We start from the raw sequence: 23,789 nt of genomic DNA on the forward strand, positions 1-23,789 counted from the left end.
GCTGAACGTTCGGCTCGATCGTACGCAACACCCGATTCTTGCGATTGGTCGAGCGGTCAATTCCCAGGCTCGCTGCTTAGTGGGGTCATCTCCAAAGAGAATGGCGCTCCGTAGATGCCAATCCTGACAGAAAACCTTGGCCAGACCCAAAGTCAGGCAGTCGCCACCGCCTCCCGTCGAGCAATCCTGCGCAACACCTCAGGGGGCACACCGAAGGCCCGGATGAACGCCCGCCGCATGCGTTCGCGGTCAGCAAAACCCGCTTCTTGCGCAACGACGTTAACGGTGTGCCGCCCTTCCTCCATCATGAACCTGGCAGCTTCCAGCCGAAGTCGCTCGACGGCCTTCGCCGGAGACTGACCCGTCTCGGCCAGAAAAGAGCGGCTGAACTGACGAGGGCTGAGGTTGGCGGCGGCCGCAAGCTCCTCGATTGTGAGCGGATTCCGCAGATTTTGACGAATGTACGCCACGACCGATTCGATGCGATCGGATTTCGGCGTCATGTCGAGAAGAGCGGAATGCTGTGTTTGTCCGCCCATCCGACGTTGATTAATGACCATAAGCTTGGCAGCGACTTTCGCAACTTCGGGACCCAGGTCCTTATCGATCATCGCTAAGACAAGATCGATTCCTGCGGTCATTCCAGCCGACGTCCAGATCGGACCGTCATTGATGTAGATCCGGTCCTCCTCCATCCTGACATCCGGAAACCGAGCCTTGAAACTCGCCGCTTGAATCCAATGCGTCGTCGCACGGCGACCATCGAGAAGTCCGGCTTCAGCGAGAACAAACGCCCCGTTGCAAAATGAGGCAGTACGCCTCGACGCCCTGGCAGCTTTTTGCACAAAGGCGATCAAGTTTGCGCTTGATGGAGCCATTTCGAACGCGGTGATCGCACCGACAATAATTGTATCAAAAGCCGGATCGCCGAATGCTTCGGTGTCAACGGTCAAACCACAGGAAGATCGAACGGGACCGCCATGTTCCGACAACAGATGGAGGTCATAGTGAAAATCGACCGGAGGTGGCTTCGCAAGTCCGAAACCCGTCATTTCGAATGCCGTCATGGGCGCAAGGCTCAGGAGCTGGAAGCCGTGCGGGACAATGAGACCTACCCGATGCATGGCTACTCCTGGTGTCCGAAATGCGGATGATAGTCCAGATCTGTATCATCTAGGAGGCACGCTCTCCCCGGATGCTCACGCGCGAGCCGGATGGGCCGAGAGCGCCGTTCGGCGCCACGTTAAGAGCCTGACTCAAAAGCCTACATCCTTGACGGCCCAAGTCAGGCAGCCGCCACCGCCTCCCGTCGAGCGTTCCTGCGCAATATCTCCGGCGGCACGCCGAAGGTCCGATGGAACGCGCGACGCATGCGTTCTCGGTCCGCAAAGCCCGTTTCCTGCGCCACGACATTAACCGTGTGTCGTCCCTCTTCGATCATGAACCTGGCGGCCTCCAGCCGAAGCCGCTCCACAGCCTTTGCTGGTGACTGGCCGGTCTCACCCAGAAAGGTGCGGCTGAACTGGCGGGGGCTTAGGCTAGCGACCGCCGCAAGCTCCTCGATCGTGAGCGGCTTCCGCAAATTCTGACGGATGTACGCCAGGACCAATTCGATGCGATCGGACTTCGGCGTCATATCAAGGAGTGCGGAATGCTGTTTTTGTCCACCCATCCGACGCTGGTTCATGACCAGAAGCCTGGCGACCATTTTCGCGGCTTCGGGACCAAGATCATTGTCGATCAACGCCAGAACGAGGTCGATCCCCGCGGTCATTCCCGCCGACGTCCAGACTGGACCGTCATTGATGAAGATCCGGTCCTCTTCCGCCCTGACATCCGGAAACCGAGCCCTGAAGCTAGCGGCATGGCCCAGTGCATCGTCGCACGTCGACCACTCAGAAGGCCCGCTTCAGCCAGCACAAACGCTCCGCTGCAGATCGAGGCGACCCGCCTCGACGCCTTGGCGGCTTCCTGCACGAATGCGATCATAGTAGCATCGGAGGAAGGCATCTCCATCTCGGTGATCGAACCCACGATGACTGTGTCGAAGGCGGGATCTCCGAACGCCTCGGTTTCCAGCGTCATCCCTGAGGAAGACCGAACCGGACCGCCATGTTCTGACAACAAATGGATGTCGTAGCGCTGGTCGGCCGGGGGCAGATTGACGATTTCGAATGCCGTCAGGGCCGCAAGGCTCATCAGTTGAAACCGTGGCGGCACGATGAAACCGACCCGATGCATTTTCGCTCCTGTGGCACGAATGGTGGCAAGAACGACCTACGTCAGCCCCGCCGTAATCGCTAGAGTCCGAGCAACAAACCTCGCACTGGCTCCTCGCCGCTAAACGACGCGCATGTCAGCGCTTCCGTGAGGAAGAAAGGATGATGCATGTATTCCGATCACGCCGCTTTCGTCGAGCATCGCATTCCCAGGGGAGAAGGAAAAGTCTACGCTCGAGATTATGTGGGTTCTGGCCCGGCTTTTGTGCTCATGCACGGATTCCCTGATAACCTGCATATCTGGGATGACCTGATCCCGTTCCTGGTTGCCAGCGGCCGGCGCGTGGTGACGTTCGACTTCCTGGGCTTCGGCGCCTCGGACAAGCCCGCCGGCGCTGTCTATAGCTTTAAGCAGCAACTGGGCGACCTTGAAGCGGTCGTCGGGGGGCTGGGCCTGGGAAAGATCGTTCCGGTGGCTCACGATTCCTCCGGGATGGCGACGCTCAACTACGCGCTCGCCCATCCGGGAGGCGTCGACTCCGCGATCATGCTCAACTCGGCCTATAGCGAGGACGCCACGGTTCTTTGGCCCGAGATGATCACGCTCTTTGCGACTCGGAGCATGCAGGCCCTTGCAATAGCGATCGCCCAGAGCCCCGAACAGTTTGGCTGGCTGCTGAAATGGCAGCAGAAGAAATTCCTGGACCCCTTGCCTGAGGCGCAAAGACCCCATTTCAGCGCGTTCATCGGTCCGCTGATCAGCGACAACTTCATCGCCCAACCCGGCGCCGGTCCTGCCTTCGTGCAGTTGGCGGCGGAATTCTTCGATGAACACGCCCGAAACGCCAAGCATCTGACCGCGCTCAAGACGCTCGATATTCCGGTCAAGCTGATCTGGGGACAATACGACCCCTACTTCCCCGTCGCCATGGCCGAGCGGCGTCAATCTCAGCTCAAAAATGCGTCCCTCACCGTCATACCGGCGGGCCATTGGCTGCAGGCCGATGAGCCCGCGCAAGTAGCGAAGGCGATGCTGTCATGAGCCCGCGCGCGCTCGACAAGCTCACCGTTCGCGTACGCTTGACCAAGCTCGCTCGCGCCGTTGGCCTCGTCACGGTACTGGCGGTGATCAGCCCGACCGCTTCGTTCGCTCAGTCAGCGCCACCATCATCGAGCCTCGACGTCCCGACGACCAAATTGCTCGCGATCGGCACCTTCACAGCCAAAGGGTCGCCGGAGCGGTGGAAGCCGCTCCTGCCTGCCGAAGTGCGCGACACGGTACGGCTCTATCTCGCTGGGAAAATCGACCAGTGGTACCTCAAGCAGGACCAGAGCGGCGTCGTCTTCATGATGAACGTCACCGATCCGAAGGAGGCTCTGGACCTGCTGGGCAAGTTTCCTTTCGGCCAGGCCGGGCTGATGGAGTTCCAGATCATCTCACTCGGCCCGATCGCCCCGCTCCGCGTGCTTTTGACTGAGCCTGCGAAGTAGTTGGCAGCTGCCAAGAACCGATTCAACAAAAGGAAACAGCAAAAATGTCCGATAACAAGAACCCCCGCGTCCATGCGAAGATACTGCCCGCACTTGCCGCCGTCGTTGGTCCGACAACCAAGATCCTGGCGATCGGCTCGGTAACGGCCAAGGGAACGCCCGAGGCGATCGCCCCCGTCCTGCCCCACGAAGTCCGCGCAACGGTTCGCAACCATCTCGCCGGCAAGATCGAGCAATGGTTCTTCCAGACGGAGGGCTACGGCGTCGTGTTCATCGTGAACGCCACCAGTACCGCAGAGGCGCACGAACTCCTGGAAAAACTTCCTCTAGGCGTCGCCGGCATGATGGAATTCGAACTGATCGCTCTTGGGCCGCTCGCACCGCTCGCCATGCTCATCGCAGAACCTCCCCGTCCGTAATGCGACCCGCGGGCGTCGTCTTGAGTTTGGTAACAGTCCAGACTCGATCGGACCGCTTTCGTAGCTTCGTGACCGCCCGATCGCTCCGCTTCGGGTGTTTTTTATGGATACCGCGAAGTCGCTTCCCCTCCCCACACCGATACGACGAGAGCAAACAGCAAAATGGCTGACGTCAAGAATCCGCGCGTCCATGCCGAGATATTGCCCGCGCTCGCTTCCGTTGTCGGTGCGATGACCAAGATCCTGGCAATCGGCTCGGTCACAGCGAAGGGTACACCCGGGGCGATCGCCTCGGTCCGACCCCATGAGGTTCGCGCGACGGTTCGCAATCATCTCGCCGGAAAAATCGAGCAGTGGTTCTCCCAGACAGAGGGCCGCGGCGTTGTCTTCATCGTGAACGCCACCAGCACGGCAGAGGCGCACGAACTCCTGGAGAAGCTTCCACTCGGCGTCGCTGGAATGATGGAATTCGAGCTGATCGCTATCGGCCCGCTTGCGCCGCTCGCCATGCTCATCGCCGAACCTCCGCGTTCGCAATGCGACCCGCGGGCCTCGTTGTAACCTTGGTAGCGTTCACCAACCGATCGAAGCCGGCTGGGGCATGGTGAAGCCGCGTCGCGCGGACCAAAGATTACACTAACAACCCGCCAAGAAGGACCCGTCACGATGCCTGTTGTCAAAGCCGCAGCCGTGCAGATCAGTCCCGTTCTCTACAGCCGGGACGGCACTGTTGGCAAAGTCGTCAAGAAGATTCTCGAGCTTGGGCGCCAAGGCGTCCAGTTCGCGACCTTCCCGGAAACGGTCATTCCCTACTACCCCTATTTTTCCTTCGTCGAAGCGCCCTACCTGATGGGCGCGGAGCACTACAAGTTGCTCGATCAGGCGGTGACCGTGCCGTCTGACGCCACCAGGGCTATCGGCGAGGCCGCCAAGCAAGGCGGCATGGTCGTCTCCGTCGGCGTCAACGAGCGCGATGGCGGCACGATCTATAACGCGCAACTCCTGTTCGATGCTGACGGCACACTCATCCAGCACCGTCGCAAGATTTCTCCGACCTATCATGAACGCATGGTCTGGGGTCAGGGCGATGGCTCTGGGCTGCGCTGTGTCGACAGCGCCGTAGGGCGCATCGGTCAACTCGCCTGCTGGGAGCATTACAACCCCCTAGCCCGCTACGCCTTGATGGCCGACGGCGAGCAGATTCACTCGGCTATGTATCCTGGCTCGTTCGCGGGCGACGGTTTCTCCGAGCAGATTTCAGTCAATATCCGCCAGCACGCACTGGAGGCCGGATGCTTCGTGGTTTGTGCGACCGCCTGGCTGAACGCTGAGCAGCAAGCCCAGATCATGAAGGATACCGGCTGCAGCATCGAGCCGATTTCCAGCGGCTGCTTCACCACGATCGTCTCTCCAGAGAGCGCATTGATGGGCGCGCCGCTGCGATCCGGCGAAGGCGAGGTCATCGCCGATCTCGATTTCTGGGCCATCGACAAGCGCAAGCGTTTGATGGACTCGCGCGGTCACTACAGCCGACCGGAACTTCTCAGCCTGCTGATCGACCGCACGCCGAAGTCCCATGTGCATGAGCGTAGCGCGCATCCAGCGCCGGAATCCCTCGACCAGGCCGATCGGCCGGAAGAAGCGGGATCGCGCCCGGCAATGGCGACAATCTCATGACCTCACGCCGGCATCTCCTTCTCGCTGGCGGCGGTCTCGCCGCCACGCTCGGCCTCCCGAAAGCGGCGTTTACGGACGCGACGAAGGTCGCCAAGCCGCCAGCCTACCAACCTGCTCACAAAGGATCGAATCCAATGACGACTGCGACAATGAAAGACAGCGCGAAGATCTACTTCAAGGACTGGGGCACTGGTCCAGTCGTGACGTTCTCTCACGGATGGCCGCTCACCGCAGACGCTTGGGACGCCCAGATGCTGTTCCTGGGCAACAACGGCTATCGTGTTATCGCGCATGATCGTCGCAGCCATGGTCGATCGGATCAGACGTGGACCGGCAACGACATGGATACCTATGCCGACGATCTCGCCACGCTACTCAAGACGCTCGACGTCAAGGGTGCGACGATGATCGGCCATTCGACCGGTGGAGGCGAGGTGGCGCGCTATATCGGCCGCCATGGCACATCGCGTGTATCGAAAGCAGTCCTAATTTCAGCGGTGCCTCCCCATATGGCGCAGACGCCCACCAACCCTAACAGCGCGCCGATGAGCGTGTTCGATGGCCTGCGCTCGAGCCTAATTGCCGATCGGGCGGGGTTCTTCAAGGAATTATCGATGCCGTTCTTTGGCTACAACCGTCCCAACGCGAAGGTTTCGCAGGGCCAGATCGAATCCTTCTGGCTTCAGGGCATGATGGGGAGCCTCCAAGGCGAGTATAATTGTATCAAGGCTTTCTCCGAGACCGATTTCACGGATGATCTCAGGAAGATGACGATCCCAACCCTGCTCCTGCAGGGTAATGACGATCAGATCGTTCCTATCGACATCGCCTCCCGGCGTTCGGTGAAGGTCCTGCCAAACGCGAGCCTGAAGGAATATGCCGGTGCTCCACATGGCATGTGCGTCACCCACGGCGATCAAGTGAACGCAGACCTGCTGGCCTTCCTAAAGGGATGACGGGGACGAAGTCCTCCTGCCGATCGACCGGCCGCAAAGCGGATACGTCGCGCGGCAAAGCATATTCATTCTGAGTGAGGCGAAAGATGAGCAAGGCACAACATGAACTTCCGATTCTCGTGACCGGGGCGGCTGGACGGATCGGCTCGGTGGGCCGCTCCGTGACGGAGCTGCTTCTCGCCCGTGGGTTCCGGGTACGGGCGCAGGTTCGTGTGGACGACGACCGGGCCACAAGGTTGCGCGCGCTCGGTGCAGAAGTCGTGGTCGGCGATCTGCTCGATCTTATGGCGGTACATCGGGCGATCGAAGGGTGCGAACGTCTCTGCTTCGCAATGTCGGTCGCGCCGACCTATCTCGAAGCGGCTGTCAACGTCACCGTCGTCGCGAAGCACCATGGCGTAAAGGCGTTCGTCAATCTCTCCCAGATGACCGTCAACGAGATGGACATCTTCAATACGACCCCCAGCCCACAGCAAAAGCAGCATTGGTTGGCGGAGCAGATATTATCGTGGTCCGGGCTGCCGGTGGTGGAAGTACGACCAACGGCCTTCATGGAAGGGCTATTGCTTCAAACCGCGAAAACCGTCTCCATGCAGGACAAAATCATGGCGCCCTTTGGAAGGGGCAAGAACTCAGCCATCGCTGCAGCCGATGTCGCCCGGGTACTCGCCGAGATCTTGAGTGAGCCCGCCGAGCATATCGGCCAGACCTACCATCTGACCGGCCCGGTTTCGCAGGACATGGACGCGGTTGCACGCGAGTTCTCGGCCGCGCTTGGTCGCACCATCTCGTACGTCAACGTTCCACTTGAGGTCATGAAGGGGCAACTCGCCGCCTTCGGAATGCCCCCGCATGTCGTTGCGCACGTGGCGACCATGGCGGGGCTACATCAGGACAACCGGTACGATCGGCTCAGCAATGATGTCGAAAGGCTGACTGGCATGGGTCCGATGAGCGTTCGGGAATTCGTGCAGAAGAACGCACATGCGTTCGCACCGGTCGCGCCTTCGAGCGCGACTGAATAAACGGCATCGTAGACAGGGGTACGGCTTCGCAAAGGAGCGTGGCTACGCGGCAGGATTTGAACCTGTGACCTTCAGTTATGGGTCGATGTCCCGCGAGTCTAGTTTAGGCGATTGGTCAAAACCAAGCGGCTCAGCTTCAATTCCGGGACCGAGATGCAGATCGCCCAGAATGAAATCCGAGCCTCTCGCTAAGTCTTTGAAAGATTGGAGCGGGTGAAGGGAATCGAACCCTCGTATTCAGCTTGGAAGTCGGGAAGTACTGTAGCATTTTCAGCGACCATTCTGACATTTTCGACATTTTTGGCCCCTTGAGATCGTTACAGAATTTCTCGTTGTCAGAATGGCGATAGCGAGCCCCATGGTCGCAGAACATTCGGCTCGGGCGCGAGGAAGGTTCAAATCCCGGAGATGCAACCACCGATGCCGACATTCACTTCACGTCGCGATCCGATCAATGATCCTTACGGAGCGCCCGCTGCGTCCCGAACGCACTTCTAAGGTCCTTGATGCTCCTGGCTAGGTTGCATGCATCGGCGACACTCAATCCTCATCGTCGAGCGCGAGAACCGCGAAGCTCGCAAGCCAATGCTCGCCCATGTAGTCGCCGGTAATATGGGGAAGACCCGCGGCCAGATGATCCCGCGCGGCGTCGAGGGCAACCGCGCGCCGATCGTCGCTTGCCGGCAAGGCCTCGCCGAGAGAGCGCCAGCACCAGGCCCTGCTGAGATTGAGTCCGTCGAGATGAGCGATCTTGCCATCGGTACGATCGGCCACCGTCGCGGGCCGGAACAACGTTGCCGGCTGCTTCTCGGATAGAAGCGGCAGAAACCGATCGAACCAGGGCAAGAACTCGTCTGGCGGCAACAGGCGCCGCATACACTCGGCCTCGATCAGGGCCGAGGACTGGAAATCGTCGCCGCTCGGCTCGCCCCAGGCCGGGCAGTCGCGATCCTCGCCATACCAGCGCAAGCCGGTTTCGCGCAGCAGCCTGGCGAGCCCGTCATCGCCCTTGATGCCGGCGTAGTCCGCCGCCATCCGCAGGCCAAACGCCGTGTTGAAATGTGTTCCGACACGCACGGGATAAAGCGACAGCGGCAGGAAGTCGCGAAAGCGCTGCGCGATGACTTCGGACAGCGGCGCGAGACTGCGGCCCCAACGACCGTCGGGCTGGAGTGCCAGCTCGGTCGCCAACTTCAGCAGCCAGGCCCAGCCATATGGCCGCTTGAAGCCGCGGGCAGTCGGGCGGGCAAAGTAAGCGCACTCTGAGGCGACCTTGTCGGGGACGAACTGCGCATCGAACAGCGCACGAATATCGGACGCCGCTGCGAGATCCGGAAAGCGGCGCAACAGTCGCGCCAGCATCCAGTAACTGTGGACGCAGGAATGCCAGTCATAGCTGCCGTAGAAGATCGGATGCAGCTCGCTCGGCGTGCGGGCATCCGCCGGTTCAGCCAGCGCGTGGTCGACATTGTTCGGATATTCGCGCCCGACATGGCCGAGCGCGATACCAGCGAAATGCGCGGCGTGCTCGCGGGTGAGACGGGACGTGGTCATGCTCTGGCCTTTCGTTTGTCACGGCCGATCAACGTCTCGATCAGGCGCGGCAGGATATAAATCGGCAATTGCGTCGCCGCAAAGTATAGAGCCATGCGTGGCGAGGCGGCAGCGCCGAGCGCCGACCAGACCAGCCCGACATTGCGATTGCCGAGAATGAGCCCGACAGTCAGCCGCTGGGCAAAAGTCCCCGGCAGCAACGCGGCGCCCGCAACTTGAAGGGCAATATTGCAGGCGAAAGCAAGCACGAGGCAGAGCATTGCGGCCTGCAAATCCGCCGCGATCTGCGCACGGATGCCGGTCATGGTCGCCACCGCAAAGACGAGAAGCGCCGTGACGATGACCCCGTCGACAACGCCGCCATGGGCAGCCAGCACTGGCGCCGCATGCCGGCGGAGCAGAAAAGCGACGCCCTCGGCGCTGCCGATCAATAGCGCCAGCCGCAGCGCAAGTTCGAGTGCGCTGATCTCAAGCCCCCCGAACCAGCCTGCCAGAAGTGGCACGGTGACCGGAGCCAGCACCATGGACAACACGGTCACGACGAGCGGCACCGCGCCGTCGAGCCCGAGCATGCGCGCCACCGCCGCCGTGCCGCTCGACGGCGGCGCCGAAACGGCGAGCACGATCGCAAGCGCGAGTTCCGGAGCCAGACCGAGGGCATGACCGGCAACACCGATCGTCAACGGACAGGCCACCATGACAACGGCCGGCAGGAGCACGGACAGCGACGGCCGACGCAGCGCGGCGACGACCGCCTCGCCATCGATCCGCAACAGCGTCCCCAGCACGATCAGGAAGATCGTTGTCGGCATCAACGGGCGAGCCAGATCCGCGAGCGCCGGACATACAAGCCCGAGCAGCACGCCAAACGCCAGCAATGTCGGTCCGCACGGGATGAGGCGCAGGAGTGAGGATCGCATACGCCTCGTCCGATCAGGTCTACCGCCCCAATAGACCACTCTCCGCAACATTCTTGAAATCGATTTTTACTATGCCTATCATTTCTCTAATGAATTTAGCTTCCGTCGATCTCAACCTCCTGGTCGCTTTCGAGGCGCTGATGGAGGAGCGCAACGTGACCCGCGCCGGCCAGCGCGTCGGCCTGGCGCAACCGTCCATGAGCAGCGTCTTGATGCGCCTACGGGCGCTGTTTGGCGACGATCTGTTCGTGCGCTCGGCCTCCGGCATGCAACCCACGGCCAAGGCGCTGGCGCTGGTCCGGCCGATCAACGACGCGCTCGGGCAGATCAGGGACGTGCTTGAGCCTGGATCAGGCTTCGATCCCGCAACAGCCCGCCGCCGCCTGTCCATTGCGGTGACCGACTACGGCGACCTCGTCGTGGTGCCGCCACTGGTCACGGCGCTGCGGCGGGAGGCGCCTCATATCGATTTGGTGGTGCGTCCCATCATCGACACGGCTTTGAGCGTCGCGAGCCTCGAACACGGCGATATCGACGCATTGATCGGCGGCCATCTTCCCGCCTCCGCGCGCATCACCCGGAGCACCCTGTTCGAGGAACATTTCGTCTGCATTCGTGATGGCAAGCGCGCCAGGCAGAAGGCTGGCCTCTCCAAAGACGACTACACGCGTCTTCCGCACGTGCTGTTCTCGTCGGCCGGCGGCGACGGAATTCCCGGCGCGATCGACACCATGCTGGCCCGGCATGGGCGCAAACGGCGCACAGCGATCACACTCGCCCATGTCGTTGCGGTACCGTTTGCCGTCGCCGGCACCGATCTCGTGGCGACCATGGCCGAACGCATCGCCCGCCGCTTCGCCGCAGCCGCCGGTGTGTCCGTCGTTCCGCTTCCTTACGATGTGAAGGCGTTCACCATCGACCTCCTCCACACGCGCCGCGCCATGGCCGACCCGGCGCTGCGCTGGTTCATCGAGCTGGTCAATCGTGTCTGCAGGGAACTCTGACAAGATCGTTCCAACAAAGGGCGATTTAGCAGACGTCGTCACTCTTGATTTGCCTGATTTGCCGAAGAAGAGAATATCGCACTTGTCTGACTATCAACGCATTGGGCCGTAGAACCAATCGCAGTCCTGCGACGTTGATCGACCAATCATAACGGGGGGCGGCACGATGGGTCCGGAGGGGCGGCACGCGATTGTCATAGGCGGGGGCGCCAGCGGCGTCCTGCTGGCTTTTCAATTGTTGAAGACCAACCCACCCCATTTCCGCGTCACGCTGATCGAGAAACGGCCCGAGATCGGCCGTGGCCTTGCCTATCATGCAGGCAATCCCGAACATCTGCTCAATGTCCGCGTGACGAACATGAGCGCGCTGCCCGACGATCCCGAACACTTCTGGAACTGGTTGTGTGCACGGCCCGGCGGGCCGCTGTGTCCCGATCCCTACTGCTTCGTACCCCGGCAGACCTACGGGGACTACCTCGCCGATCTGATCGCGCCGCTGATGTCGACCGACGCGACGCGAGGCCTGACCATCGTGCGCGGCGAGTGCGCGGCCATCCGCGAAAATCCGTCCGACGTCGCAGTCACCCTCGCGGACGGAACTTGCATCACTGGCAGTACGGCCATTCTCGCGACCGGCCATGATGCCGCAGCTCCGTTGCTGGCCGGCCATGCCGAACCCTGGGCCTCACCCGCCGACGCCGGCATCGATACGAACGCGACGGTGCTGATCCTGGGGACAGGCCTGTCCATGGTCGACTACGTGTTGTCACTGCTCCGACACGGACATCAGGGGCGGATCGTCGCCATGTCGCGGCGGGGCCTGCTGCCGAGAGCTCATCGACGCGTCGATCCGATGCGCTTCGCCAAGAGTGAGATTCCGTTCGGCGTCGAAATCAGGCCGCTGTTGCGCTGGTTTCGTCGTCGCGTCGAAATGCATGTCGCCGACGGTGGCGACTGGCGCGGTGCAATCGACGCGATCAGGCCGTTCACCCAGCGGCTTTGGCATGAGCTTCCGTTGAGTTCCAAGCGCCGATTCCTGGAACACGCCCGCGCCTGGTGGGATGTCCATCGCCACCGCACCGCACCGGAGGTCGAAGCTCGCATTGCGGAGGCCCTTACTATGGGGCGGCTGACGATCATCGCCGGCAAGCTCGCCAACGTCGCGCCGAACCCCGGCGGCGCCCTGGCCCGCTATCGCAGGCGCGGCCAAGACGAGATGTCCGAGCTGCAAGTTGGAGCCATCGTCGACTGCACGGGTATCGTTCGCGATCCCGGCGCCAGCAACAACCCGGCCGTACGTAGTCTGCTCGACGACGGCCTTGCCCGCATCGATCCGCTGCGGATCGGCATCGACGTCACGCGCGAGTGCGCGATCGTCAATCGTGATGGATCGCCATCGCGACGTCTCTACGCCGTCGGCCCGCTCACGCGCGCCGCATTTTGGGAGATCGTCGCCGTTCCTGATATCCGCCAGCAATGCGCGGAGCTGGCGGCGCGACTCGGCAACCATTCGCTTTAGATTCACGGAAACGGTCTGCCAAATTCGCTGTAAGCGCTCTCTATACCCGTTCAATCACCTGTGCGATCTCCCAGACATGACCGGAAGGGTCTGCAAAGGACGCGGTTCGCCTTCCCCAGGGGCGATCAACCGGCCCATTGAGCAGATCGACACCGATCTCCCGAAGGGTCGTGCACACTTGATCGACGTCACGAACCCTGATGGTCAACAAGACCCGCGCTCCTGCAGAAGACTTCCCAACGGGCAACGGCTCAACGAGCGGAGGCGCCTGAGACACGTCGAGAAGATTGATCAGCAGTCCGCCAAATCTAAGCACGGATGAGACCGCATCTTCCCAGACGACTTCAGGTGCGAAGACCCTGGCGTAAAAGGCTTTCGACGACGCGATCTCGTCGACGAACAAGGTAATGACTTCAACCTCGTTCGGCAGACCATGGCCATGTCGCCCTGCTCCTCACCGTTGTCGCGCCGGCTTGCGTGAACGAGACAAGCCGCTGGCCGCCATATGTCACGATGTCAGGGCGTGGCGCAATTCCAGCGAACCGGGCCATCGGCCCGGCTCAGGAGCCACGCTCCTAGTTGAACAGGTCCGGTTCGGCCTCGGTGATCCAGTCCCATAACGGCTGGAAGCTGAAATAGCCGCCCTTGTGCGTGCCTACCTGTCGGGAGGTCAGGCTCGCGATCTCATGCGGGATCGGCTTTGGCGCACCGGCGGCTTCGGCGAGCAGCTGGGCGCGCGCTGCATTGTCCATGGCGATGTACCACCAGGCGGCGGCCTCGATGGTCGGTCCCACCGTGAGCAGGCCGTGATTTTGCAGGATCGCGGCCTTCTTCGAACCCAACGCCTGCGCGATCTTGCGGCCCTCTTCAGCCTCCAGCACGACGCCGGAGAAGGGATCGAACAGCACGTGGTCCTCGTAGAAGGCGCAGGAGTCCTGCGTCAGTGGATCGAGCAGTCGGCCGAGCGCCGACCAGGCCTTGCCGTAAGTCGAATGGGTGTGGGCGGCCGCGATCACTTCGGGATGCGCAGCATGGATCGCCGAATGAATCACGAAGCCGGCCTGGTTGATCGGCTTGTCGCCGATCAGGATGTTGCCGTCGTGATCGACGAGCTGGAGGTCGGACACCTTGATCTGGCTGAAATGCTTCGACAGCGGGTTGATCCAGAAGCGTTCGGGGAACTCCGGATCGCGCACGGTGACGTGGCCTGCGAGGCCCTGATCGAAGCCATAGCGCGAGAACAGGCGGAACGTCGCGGCAAGCCGCTGCTTGCGGTGCAGCCGTTCCTCTTCGAACGAAGCGGCCGGCGTACGTTCGACCAGCGAATATTTCCTGGGCTTCGCGATGAACTTGTTCATTGTTGTGGCTCCTTTAGTATTCGAGGTTCCTGTCGAAGACGTCGGCCAGCGGCACGCCATGCGCATAGGCGTCGAGGTTGACCAGCGTCTTATCGGCCAGACGCTTGACGTCCTCTCCTCCCGTCCACGAGACGTGCGGGGTCAGGACGACCTTGGGATGGCTATAGATCGGATCACCATCCAGCGGCGGCTCCGGATCCGTCACATCGAGCGTGGCGCCCGCAATTTTTCCGTCGTCGAGCGCTTGCAGCAGGGCGGCCTGGTCGATGATCCGGCCGCGCGCGACATTGATCAGATGCAGCGATGTCTTGGCTCGTGCGAGCACGTCGGCGTTGATCAGACGGGCCGTCTTCGTCGTCGCCGGCAGCGCAAGGACGAGATGGTCGGAGACTTCGACCAGTTGCTCGATGCTGTCGACGGGCTGGATGCCCGGAAGGAGATATGGCCAGGCCGAGCGTCGCAAAACGCTGATGTTGACACCGAACGGCTTGACGCGCTCGACGACGGCGCGGCCGATGGCGCCGAAGCCCGCGATGCCGACCGTCTTGCCACCGAGTGAGCCGAGCTGGGTAATCTTCCATTGCTCGCGGCTGCGCGGCCGGATGTCGTGTATCCGCTTTTCGAAGCCCAGGATTGCCGCGAGGACATATTCTGCGATCGGATCGGCCGAGATGCCACGGCCGACCGTGACCACGGGACCGTCGAGCAGCCACGCCGGAAAGAAATCGACTCCCGTCGATGCGGTCTGGATCCAGCGTAGGCCGAACGGCCAACCCGCAGGCTTGTCCGCGGGCGCCTTATGCCAGCCCGCCAGCGGCCGCGTCAGCAGCACGTCGGCCTCGGGAGTGACCTCCCACGACGCGCGATCGGCGGGATGATCGATGATCATCGGGCGCGACCAGTGATCGACCAGCGCGGCACGAATTTCCGCACCCAGCTGATTGACGATGATCGGCGATCGCACGCTGGTGGATGCATGCCTGCTTTCAATTCGGGGAGTGTTCATGTCACGCGTTCATGATCGCAACGAGGTCGACATGCTAGGCGGTTGCAGCAAGATAATCTTTTCAAAGATGGCTGGCCTCTTGCAACAACAGGACGATGCGCCTCGGCAAGGCATAAGAATTTATCTCTGGTGGCGGCACGCCGACCGCAATCGCGTTCGCGGCTTGACATTGCCATGAGCGATACGATCTTGAGCAACAATCAGGGAGGCTACCCATGAAGATACTCAACATCCTGACGCGGCGTTATTTGCCACTGGGTGAACTGGATGCGGCCGTCGCTTTCTATGAGGCTCTGATAGGTCAAAAGGCACGCCTTCGCTTCGATTATCCCGAGTACGACCTGAGACTGGCGCAGGTTGCATCAATCCTGTTCATCGCCGGAACCGAACAGAGCCTGAAGCGGTTCACCGCAACTCACATGACGTTCATGGTCGAGGATATTGATGCCTTCGCCGCCCACCTTCCGACGGTTGGTGCGATGGTGTTGGAAGCGCCCAAGCTGGCGCCGACCGGTCGAAACATGCTGGTGCGCCATCCAGATCAGACACTCGTCGAATATGTCGAGCATCGCGACAAACATCCGGCGGACGTACTGCCGTCGAGCCGGCCGCGTAGGACGACTGTTGCGAGCTGCCGCAGCCAGAGCGATTTGGTGGTTATTTCCTCCCGATGATGTCAAGCGGCTCCGCTTTCGCCTGTATCGCAGCCTCACCGGCGCGACGGAATACGGTTTCCATCAGCCACTGCTCGTTTGGAAAGCGATCGGACCATTCGTCCCAGCCGGAATGCTTGCGGTATTGGCCGAGACGGCCGGAGGCCACCACGTCCTCCGCATTCACAGCGACGCGTCGGTCGCAATCCGGCGCCACGTAGATCGCATCCGCCTGGCAATAGAGCTCGCACATGAAGCATGTCTGGCAATCCTCGACACGGGCGAGAACCGGCCGGCCGTCTTGCCCGGGATCGATTACATTGGCTGGACAGACCTCGATGCATATCCCGCAATCCGTACAGCGGTCCGCGACGATGAGCTCGATCATGATGCCACCTCGAATTGACCAGTTTTGGCACCCGCAGGTTCTCCATCGGCGGCGACCCAGACCTGATCCAGGCCGCCGCTGAGCAGACGGACCGCAAGTCCGGGATCCCGCGAAGGAAAATCCTCGCGGCGGTGGAGACCCCTGCTCTCCTTGCGCGTTGCCGCCGTGACGACGGACCAGCGTGCTGTTGCCAGCAGAGCCGCCGTCTCGCGCGAGGCGATTGTGCCTGTGTCCGCGTGATCGGCGAGCTCGGCCCACAAGCCCTCGAGCACGCGCATGGATGCCGCAAGTCCTTGGCCCGCTCGGAACAGATTCTTGTCGAACGGGTGCATTTCGGCGCGCACACCGTCGCGTAGCGCGGCGAGATCGATGGTCTTCGCGCCCTTGCGCGGCTCACGCCCGAGGCGGCCAAGCGGGCGAAGCCGGCTCCTGCCCGCCGTTGCGCTACGCGCTAGGCGTGCAGCAGCACGTCCGGCGAACACCCCTGACGAAAGCGCCCAGGCCGAGTTGACATTGCCGCCGCCGGAGATCGCGCCTGCGACCTTCTCGCGCGAAGCGTTGTCGCCGACGACGAACAGCCCGGGCACCGATGTCGCGCCATCGACATCGTGCACGCGTACCCCGCCGATGCCGCGAATGGTGCCGTCATTGTGCAAGGTGACTTCGAACCTCTCACGATAGGGATCGATACCCCAGCGATCGAACACCAGCGGTACGTTCGGCGAAATTGTATGCATCCGCGCCTTGATGTCGTCAGGCAGACGGTGCAGCGAGCAGTAGACCGGGCCGCGCTGGAGCGCGCGCGCCAGGCGGATGGTCTGGTCGGGACCGAACGGAAGATCGAGTTCGTGCCCGTCGGCGTCGTAATAGGTCGCGAACGCATAGGCCATGCTTCGCGTCATCGTCGAATGCGCCGGCGCAATGGTGTAGGCCGCGGTGAACTCCATGCCGGACATCTCGGCGCCAGCCTCCGCCGCCATCAGATAGCCGTCCCCCGTGTTGGTTCGCGATCCCAGCAGATGGGACAGGAAGCTGGTCCCGCCGGCGGCGAGGACCACTGCCCCCGCCTCGATCTGATATGCGCGGCCGCCATCCTGCCGACGCTGGCCGCGGGCACCGCCGATCGAGCCGTCGGATCGTGCCAAAAGTTCAAGAACGGGCGAATGATCGAGGATGGTGACGCCATGGCTCAGCACCTGCTGCCGCAGGGCGCGCATGTATTCGGGCCCTCGCACGGCGCGGTAGTTTACCCGCCCCTCGTCATCGGCCCCGAACTTGTACTGGCGCGCAAGCGTCGGCAGCGTGCGCCAGGTCTGGTCGAGGATGCGATACATCCATTCCGGTTCGCCAAGACCAAGGCCGCTCGCAACTCGATTCGCCACGGCCGCATCGCGCGCCGCCGGAGGATCTGGCGGGACCCACCAATGACCCGGCCCAGCCGCGGCCGTGACGCCACTGGTCCCGCAATAGCCTTTGTCGACCAGCACGACTTTCGCGCCAGCCTGCGCGGCAGAGGTCGCAGCCCAGGCGCCCGCCATCCCGCCGCCGACGATCAGTACGTCGGTCGTTATCGAGAGCTCTTCGAATAAGGACGACGTCACAATCTCCGCCCCTCGCCAACACACGAACGCTCGCATCGACACTGGAGCAATGCCGGTTTCAGGAAGGCGCCGTTTCTCCCGACATGTTTGGGCCACGCGATATCGGCGTCAATGAAAAGCAAAACTCTTTTGGCAACTCACAGCGAATGAGTCGTACCGTCGTCATCGATGTCGGAAAGATGCTCGTTTCGCCGTAGAACAGACTTCCACAGCTGGGATGGCGGATGAAATGGAGCTTCTCGGGATGCGCCAGCCGAGAGGCAGACTGAAACCTCCCCAAGCCTGGAAACAAGCTTCCTTGTGGAAGCGCGATTGGAGGACAAACTTCCTGCCAAATGTGGCTGGCCAAGCGGGATTGTTTCGAAAATGACGCAGCGACATCAGTTCACTGGACCATATGCCTGATTTCCTGAAGTGTGCCCGCAAAGGCTCGTGGCGGGCCGGACGAACGGGAATTCAAGAGAATAAAATGAATAGATCGAAGCTTTTGCAGGCAGCGGCGCTCGCGCTGACCATGACGGTAGGCGGCGCGAATGCCGCCCGCGCGGAGACGGCTCAGCTTCGCATCGCCCAGCAATTTGGGATCGCCTATCTCCCGCTCATCGTCGCCAGCGAAAAGGGACTGATCGAGGAGGAAGCCAAGGCGCTGGGCATCACGCCGCCAAAGATCGAATGGCTCCGGCTTTCCGGCGCAGCTGCCATGAACGAGGCGCTGATTTCGGGCGGGCTCGATTTCGCGACCGCCGGCATCACACCGATGATCCTGACCTGGGACAAGACGCGGACCACTGCGAGGATCATCGGTGTCACCGCATTGGGCTCGATGGCCAATATCCTGACCACCAACAACCCGAACATCAAGACGCTGGCCGATTTCACCGACAAGGACCGGATCGCGCTTCCCTCGGTCAAGGTCGGCTTCCAGCCGATCGTGCTTCAGATGGCGGCAGACAAGGCCTTCGGCAAATACGACAAGCTCGACGAGCTCACCGTCAGCATGCCCCACCCGGACGCGACGGCCCAGATCCTCTCCGGCCATTCGGAAATCACGGCGCATTTCACCTCGCCGCCGTTCTCGCAGCAGCAACTGGCGAGTGGCAAGGTGCACCAGGTCCTCAACAGCTACGACGTGCTTGGCGGCCCTCATACCTTCAACGTGGTCTACTCCACCGCGAAATTCATCAACGACAACCCGAAGACGATCCAGGCATTCGTTCGCGGTCTCGACCGGGCCAATGAATGGATCAAGGCCAATCCGAAGGACGCCGCCGCGCTCTACATCAAGGCGGAGGGCTCGAAGCTCGCGCCGGACTTCGTCGAAGGCATCATTCGCGACAAGGACGTCAACTTCACGACCGCTCCGGAAGGCGCCCAGAAATTCGCCGACTTCGAGGCGAAGGTCGGCCTGATCAAGCAGGCACCGGCGTCCTGGCGCGACTTGTTCTGGTCGGGGCTCGGAGAGAAGCCGGGAAGCTGACATGAACGTCGCTCCGCGGCTGACCGGTCTCGCCGGCGATACCGCATCGCCGGCGCTGCTCGCGCTCGATCACGTCAGCATCAGCTATCCGACCCGCGACGGCATTCTCACCGCGGTCGAGGATGTCAGCTTCAATATCTCGGCCGGCGAACGGCTGGTTTTGTTGGGTCCGTCGGGGTGCGGCAAGTCCACGCTGTTGCGCGCGGTGGGCGGCTTTATAAAGCCAAGCGCGGGCGAGATTCGCATGAACGGCCGGCGCATCGGAGCTCCCGGCCCCGACCGCATGACGGTGTTTCAGGAGTTCGACCAGCTGCTGCCATGGCGCACCGTGCTCGGCAACGTCCGCTATGCTCTGGAGCGCGGCAAATCGCTGCCGCGCCGGGACGCAGACAGTATCGCGCGCCGCTGGCTCGAGCGTGTCGGGCTGAAGAACTTCGTCGACGCCTTTCCCCACACCTTATCCGGCGGAATGAAGCAGCGCGTCGCGATCGCGCGGGCTTTTGCGCTCGAGCCGGCGCTGCTGCTGATGGACGAACCCTTCGCCGCACTGGATGCGCTGACGCGGCGGCAGATGCAGGACGAACTCCTCAAGCTGTGCGAGGAGACCGGCAACACCACCTTGTTTGTAACCCACGGCATCGACGAGGCGATCCGTGTCGGAACCCGCATCCTGGCCCTAACGCCGCATCCGGGGCGGCTCGCCGCGTCGTTCGATGTTCCGGCGGAGACACGCACCAGGGGCACCGCAAGTTTCGCCGAATTGGAACGGCAGATCCAGCAGACCGTCTTCGCCGACCCGGAACTCGACCATGTCTGACATTGCGGCCCCAAAGCTGGTTCGCGCATCGGCACTTCAGCGCGCATTGGACGGAACGCCCTGGCGGCGAGTCGTCATCCTCGCCGGCTTCACTCTCATATGGGAACTTTACGCGCGATGGCTCGACAACGCGCTTCTGCTGCCGACCGTAGGCGCGACGCTGTCGGCGCTCTGGTCGGCGATCCCGTCGGGCGAGTTACCCAATCGCACATTGACCTCGCTGAGGGTTCTCCTCACCGGCTACGCAATCGGAGTTGCCGTCGCCGCAGTACTCACCACCCTCGCCGCCTTGACGCGCTGGGGCAATGAGGCGCTTGGCCTCTTCACGTCAATGTTCAATCCGCTTCCGGCGATAGCGCTGCTTCCCATCGCGCTATTGTGGTTCGGCGTGGGCACGCCGAGCCTCGTCTTTGTCATCGTCCATTCGGTTCTGTGGCCGGTGGCACTGGCTTGTCACGGCGGCTTTCTCGCCGTGCCGCCAACGCTGAGAATGGCCGGCCGCAATCTCGGCCTGTCCGGTGGCCGCTTCGTGGTGGAGATCCTGGTCCCTGCGGCGTTTCCCCAGATCCTGTCGGGTCTGCGGATCGGTTGGGCCTTCGCCTGGCGCACGCTGATCGCGGCCGAGCTGGTCTTCGGCGTCAGCGCACGCTCCGGCGGAATCGGCTGGTTCATCTACACCAACCGCGCGCAACTGGAGACCGCCAGCGTCTTTGCCGGACTGCTCACAGTGATCGTGATCGGTCTCGTCGTGGAAGGCGTGATCTTCCGAAGCCTGACGCGGATCACCGTCCAGCGCTGGGGTCAGGTCCAGACCTAGCGCCAGTGACCTCGACCGGTTTCGTCCTGTCTCACTTGGGCGGAAATCCCAAGGCGCGCAGCTCTTCGACCAGGCGATCCCGGCCAGTCCTCAATGGCCGAATAGCCGGTAGCTGCGATCCGCATCGCGCAAGTGGCGGCTCTCATCGGTCCAGCCCACTGCACGTCGATAACTACCGAGCACTGCGGCCTCCTTCAACGCGGCGACGTCGACCTCTTGCGGCGCGTCGGCGAACGGCGAGACAAACAGCGCATCCTCGGGACAATAGAGCTCGCACAGGAAACAGGTCTGGCAATCGCCTTGGCGTGCGATTCTGGGAATGCCGTCGGTTTTGTCAAAGACGTTGGTTGGGCACACGCTCACGCAGATTTCGCAGGACGTGCAACGCTCGGCATCGATGATTTCGATCATTCCGCAGCCTCCGAATATTGCGCAGACACCAGCGGACGCGCCGACGTCCAAACCTCATCGAGCCCGCCGGTTGTGACCAAATGCAGATAGCGGTCGTCCTGTTCGGGGTAATCGTCGCGGCGATGCATTCCCCTGCTTTCCTGACGCGCCAGCGCGCTGCGATACATCCAACGCGCGGTCGCCAGCATGGCGGCCGCCTCGCGCGCCCGAAGCAAGTGCTGCTCGTCCGACGGACCGGCTTTTGAAGCATTCGACCACAATCCATCCAGACGGCGCAACGATTCGCCAAGCCGCCCGGCCTCCCGGAAATAGTTCAGTTCGTAGGGGAACACCTCGTCCTGAACGTTCCTTGTGAGCACATCGGGTTGCAGTTGTCGTCCATTGCGGGAGTGCAGACCAACGGTGCCGCGTCGGAATGCCTGACGCCCGTTTGTGCTGCCAAGCTGATAAGCGAACTCGGCGGCGCCCTGACCGGCCCAATACCCTGAAGACATCGCCCAGGCGGCATTGTGGCTGCCGCCGCCGGTGAAGCCGCCGCAGATCAGTTCGCGGGTCGCTGCATCGCCTGCCGCGTAGAGACCTGGAACGGTGGTGGCGCAGCTGTCGTCGATGATCCGCAGGCCGCCCGTACCGCGAACGGTCCCCTCGAGGCGCAGCGTAATCGGGAAACGCTGCGTGAAGGGATCGATGCCGGTCCGGTCGAACGGAAGAAAGAAATTCGGCTGGGACACGCGCATATGCCGCTGGGTCTCGGCATCGGCCTCCTCGAGTTGGGCGTATACCGAACCCTTCCGAAGCGCGCGTGCAATCACCGATCGACCGCCTTTCGACGACGCGCCCGGAATGACGCTGCCCTGCTCATCGGTGAAGCTTGCCCAGCTGTAGAACAAGGTCTTGGTCACCGATCCGAATGCCGGTGAGATCGCGTAGGCGTTCGAGAACTCCATGCTGGTAAATTCCGCACCTGCCTCCGCGGCGAGAAGATAACCGTCGCCGGTCAGCACGTTCGACCCGAGCGTCTTGCTGAGGAAGGCGCATCCGCCGGTCGCGATCACCACGGCCTTGGCATTGACCGCCCAACGATCCCCTTTCTGACGGCGCAAACCCGCAGCGCCGGCAACCACGCCGCTTCCGTCAACGAGCAGTTCGAGCGCTGGCGCGTGATCGAGAATGGTAACACCGGACTGCTTTGTCCGCTTCCGCATCAGCCGCATATATTCCGGGCCCTGGAGCGAATTCCGCTGCGACTTGCCGTCTTCATCGGCGGGATACGGATAGCCCCAATCCGCGAGCCGATTGCTCTGGGCATAGGTCCGGTCCAGCACGCGCGTCATCCAGCGGCGATCCTGGAGGTGACCACCCAGCTTCTCCCGGCCGGCCATCGCCGCCTCGCGGCGTTCGGGATCGGGGTCGACATACCACACGCCGGTGCCGGCTGCCGCGGTCGCTCCGGACGTGCCGCAAAATCCCTTGTCCGCCAGCACCACGCGCGCGCCATGCTCCGCAGCGCTGATCGCGGCCCACGTGCCTGCAGGACCACCGCCGAGCACCAGGACATCCGCGCCGAACACAAGCGATCCCGCCGAGCCCGATAACTTTTCCGCACGACCAGATGGATTCGTCATCGCTAATCTCCAGATTGATTTCTGTGCGGCTCTGCGTTCGCGACGCAGCCGTTCCCCGCCGGAATGGCTCAAAACGCCGGTATCTGTCCCGGCAATTTATCCTTGATGAGCTGGCGGATCGTATCGTTCTGATAGGCGTGCACCAGCTTCGCCACCCAGGGGACGTCCCTGTCCTTGTCGCGAACGGCGATAAAGTTGTTGTAGGGATTGTTGGCCGAGGATTCGATTGCGATGGAATCCTTGCCTGGAACGAGGCCGGCCGGAACGGCGTAGTTCGTGTTGATGACCGCAGCATCGACGTCGTCAAGGCTGCGCGGCAGCTGAGCAGCATCGATCTCGCGAATTCTGAGCTTCTTCGAATTATCGACGACGTCGAGGACGGTCGGGAGGATGCCGACCCCGTCCTTGATTTGGATCAGCTTCTGCGCCTGAAGCAGCCGGAGCGCGCGGCCGCCGTTCGACGGATCATTCGGGATACCGATCGAAGCGCCGTCCTTGATCTCGGCAACCGATTTTGCCTTCCTGGAATAAAGTCCGATCGGAGCGACGATCGTCTCTCCGACGGCAACGATCTTGTATCCTCTCGTCTTGATTTGATTGTCCAGGAACGGCTTGTGCTGGAAGGCATTCGCGTCGAGATCGCCCACATCCAGCGCAGCATTGGGTAACAGATAATCGTTGAAGACGATGACCTGCACGTCAAGACCGTCCTTGGCGGCGATCTCCTTGACCTTGGCCCAGATGATTTCGGCGTCGCCGCCTGATATCCCGACCTTGATCTTCTGATCCGCGGACGCCGGCCCAGCGAACAATGCAAAGGCGGCCATCGCCAGGAACAAGCGGCGCTTCATA

General features: G+C 62.1%; 25 protein-coding genes and 1 pseudogene. 13 read left to right on the forward strand and 13 right to left on the reverse strand.

What is annotated here, in order from left to right; genetic code table 11:
• Positions 1-152: 152 nt before the first annotated feature.
• Positions 153-1,124, reverse strand: a complete 972-nt coding sequence (locus IVB18_RS30715) for a GlxA family transcriptional regulator (protein ID WP_247984098.1) — start codon at positions 1,122-1,124, stop codon at positions 153-155.
• 161 nt (positions 1,125-1,285) lie between these two features.
• Positions 1,286-2,241 (reverse strand): annotated as a pseudogene (locus IVB18_RS30720) (GlxA family transcriptional regulator).
• 147 nt (positions 2,242-2,388) lie between these two features.
• Between IVB18_RS30720 and IVB18_RS30725 the strand changes: the two are divergent.
• The 7 genes from IVB18_RS30725 to IVB18_RS30755 all read left to right on the forward strand — a co-directional run bounded on the left by IVB18_RS30725 (position 2,389) and on the right by IVB18_RS30755 (position 7,787).
• On the forward strand, positions 2,389-3,261 hold the full coding sequence (locus IVB18_RS30725) for an alpha/beta hydrolase (RefSeq protein WP_247984099.1): 873 nt from the start codon (positions 2,389-2,391) through the stop codon (positions 3,259-3,261).
• The gene (locus IVB18_RS30730) at positions 3,258-3,710 is read left to right on the forward strand and encodes a hypothetical protein (protein ID WP_247984100.1); all 453 of its coding nucleotides are present in this window, start codon (positions 3,258-3,260) and stop codon (positions 3,708-3,710) included. Before IVB18_RS30725 ends, IVB18_RS30730 begins: the two co-directional genes overlap by 4 nt.
• Before the next feature lie 44 nt (positions 3,711-3,754).
• On the forward strand, positions 3,755-4,129 hold the full coding sequence (locus tag IVB18_RS30735) for a hypothetical protein (RefSeq protein WP_247984101.1): 375 nt from the start codon (positions 3,755-3,757) through the stop codon (positions 4,127-4,129).
• 162 nt (positions 4,130-4,291) lie between these two features.
• Positions 4,292-4,690, forward strand: a complete 399-nt coding sequence (locus IVB18_RS30740; RefSeq protein WP_247984102.1) for a hypothetical protein — start codon at positions 4,292-4,294, stop codon at positions 4,688-4,690.
• Between the two features lie 105 nt (positions 4,691-4,795).
• Positions 4,796-5,806 carry a nitrilase-related carbon-nitrogen hydrolase gene (locus IVB18_RS30745; protein WP_247984103.1) on the forward strand — a complete coding sequence of 337 codons (1,011 nt, stop codon included), beginning with the start codon at positions 4,796-4,798 and terminating at the stop codon, positions 5,804-5,806.
• Between the two features lie 134 nt (positions 5,807-5,940).
• Entirely contained in the window at positions 5,941-6,762 is an 822-nt protein-coding gene (locus tag IVB18_RS30750) for an alpha/beta hydrolase (protein WP_247984104.1), read from the forward strand.
• Between the two features lie 86 nt (positions 6,763-6,848).
• The gene (locus tag IVB18_RS30755; RefSeq protein WP_247984105.1) at positions 6,849-7,787 is read left to right on the forward strand and encodes an NAD(P)H-binding protein; all 939 of its coding nucleotides are present in this window, start codon (positions 6,849-6,851) and stop codon (positions 7,785-7,787) included.
• Positions 7,788-8,327: 540 nt separating this feature from the next.
• Here the strand turns inward: IVB18_RS30755 and IVB18_RS30760 are convergent.
• Entirely contained in the window at positions 8,328-9,341 is a 1,014-nt protein-coding gene (locus IVB18_RS30760) for a DUF2891 domain-containing protein (protein WP_247984106.1), read from the reverse strand.
• Positions 9,338-10,261 (reverse strand): hypothetical protein, encoded by a 924-nt coding sequence (locus IVB18_RS30765; RefSeq protein WP_247984107.1) that lies wholly within the window; start codon positions 10,259-10,261, stop codon positions 9,338-9,340. Before IVB18_RS30765 ends, IVB18_RS30760 begins: the two co-directional genes overlap by 4 nt.
• An 89-nt stretch (positions 10,262-10,350) precedes the next feature.
• Here IVB18_RS30765 and IVB18_RS30770 point away from each other — a divergent pair, with 89 nt between their 5' ends.
• On the forward strand, positions 10,351-11,265 hold the full coding sequence (locus tag IVB18_RS30770) for a LysR family transcriptional regulator (RefSeq protein ID WP_256476439.1): 915 nt from the start codon (positions 10,351-10,353) through the stop codon (positions 11,263-11,265).
• 25 nt (positions 11,266-11,290) lie between these two features.
• Here the strand turns inward: IVB18_RS30770 and IVB18_RS30775 are convergent, their stop codons facing one another.
• Positions 11,291-11,581, reverse strand: a complete 291-nt coding sequence (locus IVB18_RS30775; protein ID WP_247991959.1) for a hypothetical protein — start codon at positions 11,579-11,581, stop codon at positions 11,291-11,293.
• Here IVB18_RS30775 and IVB18_RS30780 point away from each other — a divergent pair.
• Entirely contained in the window at positions 11,504-12,784 is a 1,281-nt protein-coding gene (locus IVB18_RS30780) for an FAD/NAD(P)-binding protein (RefSeq protein ID WP_247991771.1), read from the forward strand. The genes IVB18_RS30775 and IVB18_RS30780 overlap by 78 nt on opposite strands.
• A gap of 40 nt (positions 12,785-12,824) precedes the next feature.
• Here the strand turns inward: IVB18_RS30780 and IVB18_RS30785 are convergent, their stop codons facing one another.
• The 3 genes from IVB18_RS30785 to IVB18_RS30795 form a co-directional block, all read right to left on the reverse strand.
• Positions 12,825-13,187 carry a VOC family protein gene (locus tag IVB18_RS30785; protein WP_247984109.1) on the reverse strand — a complete coding sequence of 121 codons (363 nt, stop codon included), beginning with the start codon at positions 13,185-13,187 and terminating at the stop codon, positions 12,825-12,827.
• Between the two features lie 172 nt (positions 13,188-13,359).
• Complete coding sequence (locus IVB18_RS30790) at positions 13,360-14,142, reverse strand: class II aldolase/adducin family protein (RefSeq protein ID WP_247984110.1); 783 nt, start codon at positions 14,140-14,142, stop codon at positions 13,360-13,362.
• Positions 14,143-14,155: 13 nt separating this feature from the next.
• Positions 14,156-15,148: an NAD(P)-dependent oxidoreductase gene (locus IVB18_RS30795; RefSeq protein ID WP_247984111.1), complete on the reverse strand. Its 993-nt coding sequence runs from the start codon at positions 15,146-15,148 to the stop codon at positions 14,156-14,158.
• 215 nt (positions 15,149-15,363) lie between these two features.
• On the opposite strand from IVB18_RS30795, the gene IVB18_RS30800 reads away from it, so the two are divergent.
• Complete coding sequence (locus IVB18_RS30800; RefSeq protein ID WP_247984112.1) at positions 15,364-15,822, forward strand: VOC family protein; 459 nt, start codon at positions 15,364-15,366, stop codon at positions 15,820-15,822.
• Here IVB18_RS30800 and IVB18_RS30805 read toward each other — a convergent pair.
• Together IVB18_RS30805 and IVB18_RS30810 are read right to left on the reverse strand one after the other, a co-directional pair.
• A complete protein-coding gene (locus tag IVB18_RS30805; RefSeq protein WP_247984113.1) occupies positions 15,806-16,189 on the reverse strand; it encodes a ferredoxin family protein in 384 nt (127 codons plus the stop codon). The two genes, IVB18_RS30800 and IVB18_RS30805, sit on opposite strands and share 17 nt — an antisense overlap.
• Complete coding sequence (locus IVB18_RS30810; protein ID WP_247984114.1) at positions 16,186-17,790, reverse strand: FAD-binding protein; 1,605 nt, start codon at positions 17,788-17,790, stop codon at positions 16,186-16,188. The genes IVB18_RS30805 and IVB18_RS30810 overlap by 4 nt, the downstream gene beginning before the upstream one ends.
• Before the next feature lie 469 nt (positions 17,791-18,259).
• On the opposite strand from IVB18_RS30810, the gene IVB18_RS30815 reads away from it, so the two are divergent.
• Genes IVB18_RS30815 through IVB18_RS30825 form a run of 3 tightly spaced genes read left to right on the forward strand, consistent with a single transcriptional unit; the run spans position 18,260 to position 20,901 of the window.
• Positions 18,260-19,267, forward strand: coding sequence for an ABC transporter substrate-binding protein (locus IVB18_RS30815; protein ID WP_247984115.1), 1,008 nt, complete (start codon positions 18,260-18,262; stop codon positions 19,265-19,267).
• Between the two features lies 1 nt (position 19,268).
• Positions 19,269-20,084, forward strand: a complete 816-nt coding sequence (locus IVB18_RS30820) for an ABC transporter ATP-binding protein (protein ID WP_247984116.1) — start codon at positions 19,269-19,271, stop codon at positions 20,082-20,084.
• Entirely contained in the window at positions 20,077-20,901 is an 825-nt protein-coding gene (locus IVB18_RS30825) for an ABC transporter permease (RefSeq protein WP_247984117.1), read from the forward strand. The genes IVB18_RS30820 and IVB18_RS30825 overlap by 8 nt, the downstream gene beginning before the upstream one ends.
• Before the next feature lie 90 nt (positions 20,902-20,991).
• Here the strand turns inward: IVB18_RS30825 and IVB18_RS30830 are convergent, their stop codons facing one another.
• The 3 genes from IVB18_RS30830 to IVB18_RS30840 all read right to left on the reverse strand — a co-directional run bounded on the left by IVB18_RS30830 (position 20,992) and on the right by IVB18_RS30840 (position 23,788).
• Positions 20,992-21,312, reverse strand: coding sequence for a ferredoxin family protein (locus tag IVB18_RS30830; RefSeq protein ID WP_247984118.1), 321 nt, complete (start codon positions 21,310-21,312; stop codon positions 20,992-20,994).
• Positions 21,309-22,937: an FAD-binding protein gene (locus IVB18_RS30835; RefSeq protein ID WP_247984119.1), complete on the reverse strand. Its 1,629-nt coding sequence runs from the start codon at positions 22,935-22,937 to the stop codon at positions 21,309-21,311. Before IVB18_RS30835 ends, IVB18_RS30830 begins: the two co-directional genes overlap by 4 nt.
• Positions 22,938-23,005: 68 nt before the next feature.
• Positions 23,006-23,788: a MetQ/NlpA family ABC transporter substrate-binding protein gene (locus tag IVB18_RS30840; protein WP_247984120.1), complete on the reverse strand. Its 783-nt coding sequence runs from the start codon at positions 23,786-23,788 to the stop codon at positions 23,006-23,008.
• Position 23,789 lies beyond the last annotated feature (1 nt).

Origin of the sequence: Bradyrhizobium sp. 186 (assembly GCF_023101685.1) — a bacterium.
Taxonomy (GTDB): domain Bacteria; phylum Pseudomonadota; class Alphaproteobacteria; order Rhizobiales; family Xanthobacteraceae; genus Bradyrhizobium.